Here is a 13,171-nt window from a genome sequence, read left to right as displayed (position 1 = left end):
CCTATTTTTAAAGGGTTTATGCAGTGTTTTAAATGGTGTTTTAATTCGGGAAATAATTAGAAAATCATAGGGGTATATTTTAAAGTAGGTAAAAAACAGTGGTTTGATGAAGATAGAGTGGTAAATATAGCAAAATAGCTGAAGGGTTTAAAAAATGTATGTGTTTTTTCGTTGTGAAATTGACTTTTAGTGAAGTTACGATAATAATCATGGAAGAGGTGATATGATGAAACGAATAAATAGTCTTTTCTTCAGTAGTTTACTGGCATTGATGCTGATCTTAAGTGGATGTGCAGGAAAAGAACAAAAAACTGAGAAACAAACAGGGAATCAAGGTACGTCAGTAGAAAAAATTAGTGATAATATTTTAGATGAAATGGAAGGGCCGCCTAAAAATGGTCATACGATTGAAAGGCATGTAGGTAAATCAGAAGAGGATTTGAAGAATCGTTTGAAGACAGATAAAGTATCAGCGGCAAGTACATATTATGATAAAGAAACAGCGACGAAAGCTGTAAAAGATAGTTTGAAGCAACATGATAAAGAAATTCAAGATTGGTTAAAAAATTCTAAAGAGGCTCGTCTCGTATTAAATACAACTCATTCATTCCCGGTCGGGAAAACGGTAATAAAGAAAAATATGAATGTAAAAGATAAGTTAGTAAAAACTGTTACTGTTTTAGCGAGAGATAAGTCAGGAGATTTAGGATATAAGATTATTACTTCTTATCCATCTGACAAATAAGAAGGGGGAGTACATATGTATACGACATTACAATACTTTCTTAAATCATACTATACGTTAAGTATTCATGAGGATGAAATAGTAAGCGTGATGGCAGAGTTTATAGAGCAAGAAGATGAAGAAATTGTTTTGAAATTACGCGATGAATTAGTATATATGAAGAACAAGAACGCGTGGGAAGAAGCGTGCGTACTAGCTGCGAAGCAAGGGAATCGTATATGGTCTTTAGAAGAAACGAAGGATCATCTTGAAACTTTTTTACTATTACTGCAAAAGAAAAAGGCGTGAGTAGATTACGCCTTTTTCTTTATGCTTTTTGAAATTTGTCCGTTTGATAGTATCTCATTGTTTTGGGGCACTTTTATATACGCTTTTTGAAATTTGTCCATTTGATAGTACTTCGCCGTTTTGTGTTACTTTTTTATACGTAACCGCTGTTATTTTATCATTAGTTCTACTAATTACTTGAGAAGAAACTTCAACATTTTTACCAGTATTTGTACCGAAAATGCGTGTAGTAATACTACCTCCATTTGAAAAAGCTTGAATATAAATATGATTACCTGTATTGTTTTTAAATTTTAAATCCGGACCATAGTCTGCCACTGCTGCATCTTGCCCAAGTGGTAAATAATTTACGGGCATAGAATGATTACTTCGAGAAACAATTCCTAAATCTGCCCTTAAAGCTGCGCTATATAAAGTACTGCTGACTTGGCAAACACCTCCGCCTGCACTTTGTATAACTTTACCTTGTGAATATACTGCGGCAGATTTATAACCATGTGCAGCATCAGTTACACCAACACGGCCATTAAAACTAAACGTTTCATCAGGTGCTACAATAACTCCACTTAAAGTATTAGCTGATTTATTTACGTTAAAGGATTGATTACCATTACGGCCAGCCATTGGAGTAGAGTACTCAGCAATTACTTCTTTAATCCCCATTTTCTGTATATCTTCTGTAGAACGTTCTGGTTTTATTAATGTAACCGGTAATGTAACATCTGATTTACCAGTAGTAATAGCTTCGTTTGTTAAATCGCGTAGTTTGCCTTTATCAATTTTTTCTCCGTTTTGACTTTGACTAACATTTACAGTAGAGCCTTCAATACTTAATTCTGCATTAACAGGATTTTTTAATGTTTCATTATATTTATCTTTTATAAAGGTTTCATAAGCTGTTGTATTTAATTGTGGTGTTAATTTATAGTCACGTTTTAATTCATCGTTTTCAGCTTGCTTCCGCATTTTGTAACGACTCATTACGTTTCCTTCTTGTTCTTTAAAGATTTTGTTTACGATATCTTTCTCTTTATAATTTATACCTAAATCTTTCCATATGTAAGTTTGTTTATCATCTTGGAATATGTAGGTAAGGGATTTTTGATCTAATTCATTTATTTTTTGATTAATAATTGCTTGAATATCTGCTTTATTTTTTCCATCAAGAGAAATACCTTCAAACGTAGTATTTGGTAATGCGGTGTTATTTAATTGATTATTTAATTTGGATACATATTGATATCCACCAATACCGCCTACACAAAGTAATATGCCCCCTGCAATTGCAGAACCGATCAGTATTTTACTTAGCTTCATTTATTTCCCCCCAGAAATTTGTGTATAAATATATGTATTACATTTTTTGTATAAAAATGATGAAAATAACAGTATGTAAGTTCTAGTATACTATTATTTCCACTGTGTGTGTAATGTTTTTATAAAAAATGTTACACTGTTGTAATAATTGTCTCTTTTTGTCACAATATGCATGAAAAATTTGTTGAAAATTATAATAAAAAGGCTGTCTAGAAAAATCTAGCAGCCTTTTTATTATAATTTTTTATGCTCATTTTTATTCGTAACACCGAGATGTTCTTGAAGTGTTGTCGATATATTATTGACGCTTTTTTCGTTTGGAACGTAATAATAAATACCATCTATATATTTATCTGTACCTTCCACTTGAAATTTGTCCATTTTTAAACTTGAATCCATTGAATTTTTTGCAATTGTCATCATATCATCAAAAGTTAAATTTGTTTTTAAATCATTATCGACAGCATCTAGTAGGCCACCGATTTTATTAATGGAATTAAGAGATAGTGCTTTTTCGGCAATAGCTTCTAAAACAAGTTGTTGTCGTTGACCGCGCATATAATCGCTATCGATGTGACGAGTTCTAGCTAGTGCAAGTGCCTCTTCTCCGTTTAAATGTTGACGTCCTTTTTTAAGATGAATTGCATTTGCTTCGTCTTTACTATTTTGTTCTGTAAACTCAACAGGAACATCGACAGTAATACCGCCAAGGGAATCAACGATTTTGATAAAGGATTTAAAGTTAAATTTTACGTAGTAGTCAACAGGAACGTCTAAAAAGTTCTCTACTGTATCAATCGTGCTGTCTACACCGCCGAATACGTGTGCATGTGTAATTTTATCGTATTTATCACGTGACTTAATGTAGACGCGTGAGTCACGTGGAATGCTTACAAGTTTAACGGATTTATCGTTTTTATTAATTGTTGCAAGTAATAGCGCATCCGTACGAGTTGCTTTTCCATAATTTTTTTCTCTAATATCACTTTCATCAACACCCATAATAAGTACGGAAATGTTATCAGTCATAGGTTTAACTGCTTTTTCACGTTTGTTGGATTTATCTCCTCGACCTAGTTCAGAATAAGCGTTATTTAAAATGGATTTTGCTTTACTGTATATATGGAAGGAGTAACCTCCTGCTCCAAGTGCTACAATTAGTAATGGAATAAGAAGGAACCAAAGTAGGCGTTTTTTCTTTGAGCGTCCTTTTTTGGCTCGCATATTGTTGTTTGTGTCGGATTTCATCATTTTTTCTCCTTTAAAACTATCAAAGTGTATACATCTAGGTGTATTAAAACACATAAAAAATATTTTACGCTAAATAAAAGCGATTGTACATGTATAAAAAATAGATGTCTTGATTATTTATCCCGCATTAACGGGCAGTAAAACTCCCACCTCAAAGTCCAGCGAATGCAAGGAAGTTAGGTGGGAGTTAACTGCCCGTAAAAGCCCGATTGGTGAAGGCTAATACTCAGAGGGGGATAGTCCCCTCTGAGTAAAGTTTCACTTTATAAGACACCTATTCGTTATTGTATACAAAAGATAGGGATAAGAAAATGATAAAATTTTACCTAATTACAACATAATACTTACGATAATTGCAGATAAAATACTAACGAGAGTAGCTCCATATAGTAATTTAAGCCCAAACCTTGCCACAACATTTCCTTGGTCTTCGTTTAACCCTTTTACTGCACCGGAAATAATTCCAATAGAAGAAAAGTTGGCAAAAGAAACGAGGAAAACAGAAATGATACCAACTGTACGGGGAGAAAGGCTATTGGAAATTTTACTAAGATCCATCATTGCTACAAATTCATTCGTTACAAGCTTCGTTGCCATAATGCTACCAGCTGCGACAATTTCAGAACTTGGTACACCGATAAGAAATGCAATAGGTGCAAATACGTAGCCGATTAATTGCTGAAAAGTGATGCCGAATATAATGAGGAACAGGTCATTAATGCAGCTAATCAATGCTACGAATCCGATGAGCATGGCGCCAACGACAATGGCTACCCGGAAACCATCAAGAATATATTCGCCAAGCATTTCAAAGAAACTTTGCTTTTCACCTTTTATTTCCAAAATATCTTCTTCATCTTTAACGTCGTAAGGGTTAATGATGAGTATGATAATAAAACCGCTAAATAAATTGAGAACGAGTGCGGTTACTACATATTTAGGTTCAATCATCGTCATATAGGCACCTACGATAGACATAGATACTGTTGACATGGCTGATGCACAAAGTGTATAAAGACGGTGTTTTGGAATTTGTGCTAATTGCTTTTTTACCGTAATAAACACTTCTGATTGGCCGACAATAGCGGAAGCGATGGCATTGTAAGATTCTAATTTCCCAAGACCATTTATCTTGCTAAGAAAGAAACCAATCCAATGAATAAAAAATGGTAGTATTTTGAAATGTTGTAATATACCAATTAAGACGGAAATAAAGACAATCGGTAATAATACAGTAAGGAAAAACGACATCTCACCTTTATTTGCAAGACCGCCAAACACAAAGTTTATACCATCAGCAGCATACTCGAGTAGCTTTGTGAAAAGGCTGGAAATGAACCGAATAAGTATGAGACCAATTTCTGTATTTAATAATAAATAGGTTAAAATTAACTGTATAATAAGCATGATGAAAATAGGTTTGAATTTAATGTGTTTCTTATTATTACTAGCAATATAAGCAAGGAAGAAAACGACGATAAGTCCGACAAAAAAAGTGATAAATTTCATAGTAAGCCCCCTAAAAGAGATGTTCTGCTATATATGTTTTTCATTTCAAGGGAGAATATGCATCTTTGGTAAAGAAAGGAATAGAGAAATCATGAATATATGTAAAGTGCATCACGTTGCAATTATTTGTTCGAATTATGAAGTGTCAAAGGATTTTTATACTAGAATATTAGGTTTTAAAGTGATAAATGAAGTATATAGAAAGGAACGCGATTCTTATAAGTTGGATTTATGTGTAGGAGAAGAGTATCAAATAGAATTATTTTCATTTCCAAGTCCGCCTGAGCGCCCAAGTTTTCCAGAAGCAGCTGGCCTTAGACATTTAGCATTTGCAGTTATAAATATAGAAGAAGCTGTGACACATTTAAATCAATGTGGTGTTGAGACGGAATCGATACGTATTGATGAAATGACGGGGAAGAAATTCGTCTTTTTCCAAGATCCTGACGGTTTACCTTTAGAATTATATGAGGTTTGAAAATTGGTGAATTTTATATAGGGTTGCTTTCTAATAATTGAAGAAACTAAAGTGAAACTTCTTTTTAAAAGGAGGTGTAACTTTAGCTAAGAAAGCTAAAGGACATATGTGGATATTTTAAAATTATTGATGGTAGCCATTCTTATTGCATTAACAGCTTTTTTTGTGGCTGTTGAGTTTGCAATTATTAAGGTGCGTAGCAGTCGCATTGATCAACTCGTTACTGAAAAACGACGAGGTGCATTGGCTGCTAAAAAAGTAACTGCAAATTTAGATGAGTATTTATCAGCATGTCAGTTAGGTATTACGATTACTGCGTTAGGGCTCGGGTGGTTAGGAGAGCCAACTATAAAACATTTACTCGAGCCATTGTTCTTAAAGTTACAATTATCTCCTGCCATTGCTAGTACAATTTCATTTATTATTGCCTTTGCAGTGATTACATTTTTACATGTTGTTATTGGGGAACTTGCCCCAAAAACATTAGCTATACAAAGGTCAGAGCAAGTTAGCTTATTATTATCGAAGCCACTTATTTATTTTTACCGAGTTATGTATCCGTTTATTTGGGCTTTAAATGGTTCGGCAAGGCTCGTAACAGGTTTATTTGGATTACATCCAGCTTCTGAACATGAAGTAGCTCATTCAGAAGAAGAATTAAGGTTAATCTTATCGGAGAGCTATGAGAGCGGAGAGATTAATCAAAGGGAATTTAAATACGTAAATAATATTTTTGAATTCGATAATAGAGTAGCAAAGGAAATTATGGTACCTCGTACGGAAGTTGTAGGATTATATGAGGACGAGCCGTTTGAAACACATATTACAGTAATTGCGCAAGAAAAATATACGAGATATCCTGTATTTGGTGAAGATAAAGATGAGATTATCGGAATGGTTAATGTAAAAGATTTATTTATTCGTTATATGGATGGTAATCGAGAGGAAGAGTGCTCGATTACACCATATACAAGGCCAGTTATTGAAGTATTAGAAAATATCCCAATTCATGATTTGCTATTACAAATGCAAAGAAGGCGAATTCCGTTAGCTGTATTATATGATGAATATGGTGGTACAGCAGGCATTGTCACGCTAGAAGATATTTTAGAAGAAATTGTTGGAGAAATTCGAGATGAATACGATGAAGATGAACACCCGCCTATCCAACACATAAGCGAAGGATGTAAAATTGTAGAGGGAAAAGTGCTTATTAGTGAAGTAAATGATTTATTTGGCATACATTTGGTTGCAGATGATGTAGATACAATTGGTGGTTGGATCATGGTACAAAAACAAGTCGTTGCTGAAGGGGATGTTATTGAGAAACATGGCTTTTATTTTAAAGTCCTTGAAAAGGATATGCATCAAATTAAACGAGTGGAGATAAAGAAAGTAGAAGAATGATTTGCTATAAACTTTAATAAAAAGGATATATAGAAAATTAAATGTTTGCGCTTTCAAAAGAGGTGCTATATAGTGAAGGTGGATACTGAAAAATTCTTCTGAATAATACTCGTATTTTGAGATGGCGGATTTTTTTAGATAAGGATTTAGAATGAAAAAAGTATAGGTGATGCAAATGATAGCAACGAAGGATATACGTATAGAAAAAGACTTTTTAGGTGAAAAGAAAGTACCAAGTGTAGCTTATTATGGTGTACAAACATTACGTGCCGTAGAAAACTTTCCAATTACAGGATATCGCATTCATCCGTCACTCATTACGGCAATGGCAATTGTGAAAAAAGCGGCGGCACTTGCGAATATGGATACTGGTTATTTAGCTAAAGATATTGGGCAAGAAATTGCGGAAGCAGCACAAGAAATTGTTGACGGAAAGTTCCATGATCAATTTATTGTAGATCCGATTCAAGGTGGTGCTGGAACTTCCATTAATATGAATACAAATGAAGTAATTGCGAATAGAGCATTAGAACGTATGGGATACGAAAAAGGTGAGTATGCGAAAATTAGTCCAAATACGCATGTGAACATGGCTCAATCAACAAATGATGCGTTTCCAACGGGAATTCATATTGCAACTCTTATGATGTTAGAAGAGCTTCTTATTACAATGGAAGAACTTCATGCTGCTTTCCGTACAAAGGCAAAAGAGTTCGATCACGTCATTAAAATGGGACGCACACATTTACAAGATGCAGTGCCAATTCGCCTTGGACAAGAATTTGAAGCGTATAGCCGCGTGCTTGCGCGTGATATAAAAAGAATTAAACAGTCTCGTCAACATTTATATGAAGTGAATATGGGGGCGACAGCTGTTGGTACGGGATTAAATGCAAATCCTACGTACATTGAACAAGTGGTAAAACATTTACGAACATTTAGCGGATTCCCACTTGTCGGCGCAGAGCATTTAGTTGATGCAACGCAAAACACAGACGCATACACAGAAGTATCTGCGGCATTAAAAGTATGTATGATGAATATGTCTAAAATTGCAAACGATCTTCGTATTATGGCGTCTGGGCCACGTGTCGGATTAGCAGAGATTCAATTGCCTGCACGCCAACCAGGTTCATCTATTATGCCAGGTAAAGTAAATCCAGTTATGGCAGAAGTAATTAATCAAGTTGCTTTCCAAGTAATTGGTAATGATCATACAATTTGCTTGGCATCAGAAGCAGGACAATTAGAATTAAACGTAATGGAGCCTGTGCTTGTATTTAATTTAATTCAATCTATTAGTATTATGAATAACGGATTCCGTGTATTCCGTGAATACTGTATTAAAGGAATTACAGCAAATGAAGAATTGCTGAAGCAATATGTTGAGAAAAGTGTTGGAATTATTACAGCAGTTAACCCTCACATTGGTTATGAAGCAGCATCTCGTATTGCACGTGAAGCAATTGAAACAGGAAAATCTGTTAGGGAGTTATGCTTAGAACATGGTGTACTGACAGAAGAAGAATTGGATATTATTTTAGATCCATTCGAAATGACGCATCCTGAAATTGCTGGTGCTTCTTTATTAAAGAATAAGAAGATGTAATGTGAAAAAACACCGATCCATTTGGATCGGTGTTTTATTTTTAAAAGATATTAAATACAGCATTTAATTGAAGTAAGCTAATAATAGCTAAGAAGATTAAACTATATTTCATCACTGTTTTAAATAGAGCAGATTCTTTACCAACTAGTCCAACTGCCGCACAAGCAACTGCTATGGATTGTGGTGAAACCATTTTTGCTATTGTGCCACCAACTACGTTTAATGAAACGAGAGTAGATGGGACGATGTTTAATTGATCGGCAGTTACTGCTTGAAGTGGTGCGAATAGTGAACCACTAGATACTACTGAACCAGTAATGAATACGCCAATCCATCCTAAGATTGGAGAAAGAATAGGGAATGCATTTCCAGTAGAAGAGAATGCAAGTCCAAGTGTAGATGACATACCAGAGTAGTTTTCTACGTAAGCTAAAGCGATAACGCTACAAATTGTATATACTGGAACCTTTAATTCTTTTATTGTTTCAATCATTAATTCTTTAACCATTTTACCTTTTACGCGGTAAACGATAAGTGAAACGATAATTGCTAATACAATCGCAGTAGTTGTAGAAGAGAATACATCTAGTTTGAAAATCGCTGCGAAAGGTGTATCAGCTTTTGTGATTGGTGCAGTTTTTATAACTTGATTATGAAGACCAGGGAATTGAATGTTAAATACTAAGTTTGCTAATGGACCATCCGGAGCAAATAAAGCTTTAATTGGTTTTAAATTAAAGATTGTTACAAATGCAGTTAAGAATACGAATGGAGACCAAGCATATAAAATTTGATTGAATGTATGAGATTCTTTTTCTTCTTGTTTTTCTTCTTTAGCAGAAGACTTTGGTTGCCAAACACGTAAGAATAATGCAAGAGCGACCATACTTATGACTGCTGCGAAAATATTAGTAAGTTCAGCGCCTAAGAAGTAAGTTACAACGAACTGAGTAATTGCGAAAGAAACACCACTTACAAGAATACCTTGCCAAGTTTCTTTAATGCCTTTAAATCCATCTACCATTGAAACAAGTAAGAACGGTAAAACAATGCTAATGAATGGCAAAATGTAAACTGCTTGACGACCGACAGTTAATGCATCTATTCCAGTTAATTGTGCAGGTACTGTAACTGGAATACCCATAGCCCCCATAGCACCACCAGCGATATTAGCTACTAAGCAAATGCCCGCTGCTTTTAATGGATTAAAGCCCATACCTACAAGTAATGCAGCTGTAATAGCAACCGGAACACCGAAACCAGCTGCGCCTTCTAAGAAAGCGCCGAAAGAATAAGCGATTAATAATACTTGTAAACGTTGATCATTTGTAATACTTGAAATGCTATCACGAATGACATTGAATTGTTCTGTTTTAACAGTTAATTTGTAAAGGAAGATAGCTGCGATAACGATAGTACAAATTGGATAAAATCCAGATAAAACACCAAATCCGGCAGATGCTACTGCTGCAGTTGTAGGCATTTTATAAACAAATATAGCAAGAATAATAGCAACAATTACACTGTAAAGCCCAGCCATGTAACCTTTCATTTTGAATCCCACTAAACAAATAATGAAGCAAAAAATTGGAAGTGCTGCGATTAGTGCAGATAGCCAAATATTGTTTAATGGGTCATAAATTTGTGTCCAAGTACTCATAATAATGACAACTCCTATCTATTTTATGTGAAGAAATTCACATTATTTGTGAAACAATTCACAATCAACTTACATGCTTAGTATATTCTCCTTCAACACTATTGTCAACGTAAAAAAGTATAATTATTCCATAATAGTGTTAAAAGAAAGCTTTGTTCATAAAGTAGACAAAAAAGCGCACTTAAATGTATTTGAGTGCGTTTTTTAAAGTGAAACTTTATTCAGTGAGTATATTGTTCATATGTCATTGTCCCAATAGGTGTATAGTAGATGCCGTCTTTTGTATCGAATATAAAGTTTGATATATTGCACTTATCTGTCCTGTTTGATCTAGTGGGGGAAGGAGTGGTTTATTTCATTATGAGGTTTTAAATAACATTCCAGCCAAATGTAATATGAATAAAAAATAAGAAGCAAATTCTTAATACTAGAGCATCTCTTTTTACTGAAAATTCCTTTTAGTGTAACAAAGAGGTTAAGTATACTCCAACTACTTTACGGAAGTTTATCAATTATAGACGGTATTTTACAATATCATTACTTTGCATTTCAATGAGGTGAAAATATAACAAAAAGCCTGATAAAACAACGTTTGCAAGCAAAGTATTTGTAGCCCTTTGTTTTGCTTTTTCGTTATATCATATAGTATAATATTCAAAATCAGTAAGGATTTTTTCCTGAATTCTATGCTGATGAAGGTGGAAAAAATTTTCAGCGTTATAGGTTGATAAAGTTATGTCGTAACAGGAAATATAAGAACAGATATATAAATAAATAAAAAGAAAATAAAAACGAAAATAAAAACGAAAATGAGGGGAACTTTATGAGCCAAAATCAATTCGAATGTCGTATTTCAGAAGAAGATGTACAAATGTTAAGAGCGTTAGCGCATCCGTTGCGTCTACGCCTAGTAATGGAACTAATGCAACGTGGAACGTGTAATGTAACACAACTACAGGAAGTATTAGAAATTCCGCAATCAACGGTTTCACAACATTTAACGAAGTTAAAGCAAAATAAGGTAGTACGCTTTGAGAGACGAGGATTAGAAGTGTATTATCAAATCCATAATGATAAAGTAAGTGCAGTAGTAAAAACATTATTTTCTTAAAATTTGAATATTATGGAAAAAGACGTGTGGAATATACGTCTTTTTTTATTTGTCAGAAAGGTAGCGATAGAGTAAATATTAACATGTGAGGAAGAAATGACTATCAATCAACATGCTGCCTTACGGAATATATTCTAAAAGGAAAAGAAAAAATACAAAGGAGTGTAGTAAGCAAAAGGAGGGATAGTAGTATGGATGTGCAACGTGTGAAACAAATCTTATCTTCTTCAAGTAGAATTGACGTTACATATGAGGGCGTACCAGTATGGATTGAGAGCTGTGATGAGCAGAAGGGGAGTGCCCAAGTGTATGACGTATCTAATCCTGGTGAGAGCGTTCATGTGGACGTGACGGCTTTAGAGGAAAAATAATAAAAAAGACGCTTCTAATTTTAGAAGCGTCTTTTTGTTATTCCATCATATGTGCAATTTTCTTAGAGAACATAAGAAGTACTAATCCTAGTACGATTACGATAACACCGATGCTTGCAAATACTTCTAAATATCCTAAAGATTGAGTGAAAGCAGCTAATTGTCCTGCTAATAAGTTTGCAAAGCCAGTACCAGCTAACCATACACCCATTAATAATGATGCTAATTTAACAGGAGCGATCGCACTTACCATAGATAATCCAATTGGTGATAAGAATAGTTCACCGATTGTGTGGAACATGTAAGTGAATACAATGAATAGTAAGTTTGCTTTCATTGTAATGTTACCTTCATCGCTACCAGTTTTTAGAACAGCTAAAGTTAAAACTAAGTACCCGACTCCTAGTAAAATCATACCAAAAGCCATTTTTGTAGGGATTTTTAAATCACCATTTTTTGTTTTTGAAAGTTTAATCCATAATGCAGAAACTGGTAATGCTAATAAGATAATGAATAATGGGTTTACAGATTGGAACCAAGGTGTTGGAATTGTAAATCCACCAATTGTACGATCTACGAACTTATCTGTGTAAAGTGTTAAAGAACTACCAGCTTGTTCAAATCCTGCCCAGAAGAATACAACGAAACAAGTTAAAATTAAAATTGCAACAGTACGTTTTTTCTCTTGTGGTGTTAAAGGTTTTTTCTCAACAGCTTTTGCATTTTGTTCTTTAGATTTTTTACCCACAACTGTTGTTCCAGCTGATCCTAAGTAACGAGGTGCTAATAAGTTAAATGCAATCTGCCCAATAATCATACCGATACAAGCTGTTAAGAAACCGTATCTGTAATCTGCGAAGTAACCGCAAATGAATGGAGCGATAAGAGCTCCTAAGTTGATTCCCATGTAGAAGATAGTGAAGGCACTATCACGACGAGAATCGTTGTCGCTATATAATTGACCTAGTAAAGTCGAAATATTTGGTTTGAAGAATCCGTTACCGATAACTAATAATCCTAATCCTAAAAATAGTCCAGTTTTCGTATTCATTGAAAATAGTACGAAGTTACCAATCGCCATAATGATACCGCCAATAGTAATGGCGTGTCGTTTCGTAATGAAGTGGTCAGTTAACCAGCCACCAATAATAGGTGTGAAATATACAAGCATTGTGAAAATACCGTAAATTTGAACTGCAACTGCTTTATCAAAGCCTAAACCGCCGCTTACTAAGCTCGTTGTTAAATAAAGAACTAATAAGCCACGCATTCCGTAATAACTAAATCTTTCCCATGCTTCTGTAAAGAACAACAAGTATAACCCTGGTGGATGTTTTTTTGGTGATTGTTGCTCTCCAGCTTTGTCTAATTTTAAAGCTGCATCCATTTTTGTTTCCCCCTAATCCTGTATAACGGATATTTATG

12 protein-coding genes are annotated in these 13,171 nt (G+C 34.3%); 7 read left to right on the top strand and 5 right to left on the bottom strand.

Annotation, left to right across the window (positions count from 1 at the left end; translation table 11 throughout):
- Positions 1-226 precede the first annotated feature (226 nt).
- Positions 227-745 (top strand): RNase A-like domain-containing lipoprotein, encoded by a 519-nt coding sequence (locus tag JDS92_RS18740; protein ID WP_000822375.1) that lies wholly within the window; start codon positions 227-229, stop codon positions 743-745.
- Between the two features lie 15 nt (positions 746-760).
- Positions 761-1,033 (top strand): hypothetical protein, encoded by a 273-nt coding sequence (locus JDS92_RS18735; protein ID WP_199632315.1) that lies wholly within the window; start codon positions 761-763, stop codon positions 1,031-1,033.
- A gap of 54 nt (positions 1,034-1,087) precedes the next feature.
- Here the strand turns inward: JDS92_RS18735 and JDS92_RS18730 are convergent, their stop codons facing one another.
- From JDS92_RS18730 to JDS92_RS18720, 3 genes are all read right to left on the bottom strand, one after another.
- Complete coding sequence (locus JDS92_RS18730; RefSeq protein WP_085451050.1) at positions 1,088-2,350, bottom strand: VanW family protein; 1,263 nt, start codon at positions 2,348-2,350, stop codon at positions 1,088-1,090.
- Between the two features lie 234 nt (positions 2,351-2,584).
- Entirely contained in the window at positions 2,585-3,601 is a 1,017-nt protein-coding gene (locus JDS92_RS18725; RefSeq protein ID WP_002105716.1) for an LCP family protein, read from the bottom strand.
- Between the two features lie 330 nt (positions 3,602-3,931).
- The gene (locus tag JDS92_RS18720; RefSeq protein ID WP_000668851.1) at positions 3,932-5,110 is read right to left on the bottom strand and encodes a NupC/NupG family nucleoside CNT transporter; all 1,179 of its coding nucleotides are present in this window, start codon (positions 5,108-5,110) and stop codon (positions 3,932-3,934) included.
- A gap of 91 nt (positions 5,111-5,201) precedes the next feature.
- On the opposite strand from JDS92_RS18720, the gene gloA2 reads away from it, so the two are divergent.
- The 3 genes from gloA2 to aspA all read left to right on the top strand — a co-directional run bounded on the left by gloA2 (position 5,202) and on the right by aspA (position 8,604).
- A complete protein-coding gene (gene gloA2 / locus JDS92_RS18715) occupies positions 5,202-5,588 on the top strand; it encodes an SMU1112c/YaeR family gloxylase I-like metalloprotein (protein ID WP_087969007.1) in 387 nt (128 codons plus the stop codon).
- A 108-nt stretch (positions 5,589-5,696) separates the two neighbouring features.
- Positions 5,697-6,995, top strand: a complete 1,299-nt coding sequence (locus JDS92_RS18710; protein ID WP_087969008.1) for a hemolysin family protein — start codon at positions 5,697-5,699, stop codon at positions 6,993-6,995.
- Between the two features lie 175 nt (positions 6,996-7,170).
- Positions 7,171-8,604 (top strand): aspartate ammonia-lyase, encoded by a 1,434-nt coding sequence (gene aspA, locus JDS92_RS18705; protein ID WP_173781527.1) that lies wholly within the window; start codon positions 7,171-7,173, stop codon positions 8,602-8,604.
- Between the two features lie 40 nt (positions 8,605-8,644).
- Here the strand turns inward: aspA and JDS92_RS18700 are convergent, their stop codons facing one another.
- On the bottom strand, positions 8,645-10,264 hold the full coding sequence (locus tag JDS92_RS18700) for a lactate permease LctP family transporter (RefSeq protein ID WP_087969010.1): 1,620 nt from the start codon (positions 10,262-10,264) through the stop codon (positions 8,645-8,647).
- An 823-nt stretch (positions 10,265-11,087) separates the two neighbouring features.
- On the opposite strand from JDS92_RS18700, the gene JDS92_RS18695 reads away from it, so the two are divergent.
- Both JDS92_RS18695 and JDS92_RS18690 read left to right on the top strand, forming a co-directional pair.
- Positions 11,088-11,375 carry an ArsR/SmtB family transcription factor gene (locus tag JDS92_RS18695; RefSeq protein ID WP_000081428.1) on the top strand — a complete coding sequence of 96 codons (288 nt, stop codon included), beginning with the start codon at positions 11,088-11,090 and terminating at the stop codon, positions 11,373-11,375.
- A 191-nt stretch (positions 11,376-11,566) separates the two neighbouring features.
- Positions 11,567-11,746: an acid-soluble spore protein H gene (locus tag JDS92_RS18690; protein WP_000383125.1), complete on the top strand. Its 180-nt coding sequence runs from the start codon at positions 11,567-11,569 to the stop codon at positions 11,744-11,746.
- A 37-nt stretch (positions 11,747-11,783) separates the two neighbouring features.
- Here the strand turns inward: JDS92_RS18690 and JDS92_RS18685 are convergent, their stop codons facing one another.
- Positions 11,784-13,133, bottom strand: a complete 1,350-nt coding sequence (locus tag JDS92_RS18685; protein ID WP_000338302.1) for a peptide MFS transporter — start codon at positions 13,131-13,133, stop codon at positions 11,784-11,786.
- Positions 13,134-13,171 lie beyond the last annotated feature (38 nt).

Origin of the sequence: Bacillus cereus group sp. N12 (assembly GCF_016483575.1) — a bacterium.
GTDB classification, from domain to species: Bacteria; Bacillota; Bacilli; order Bacillales; family Bacillaceae_G; genus Bacillus_A; species Bacillus_A toyonensis.
This window is presented reverse-complemented; position numbering and strand designations above follow the sequence as displayed.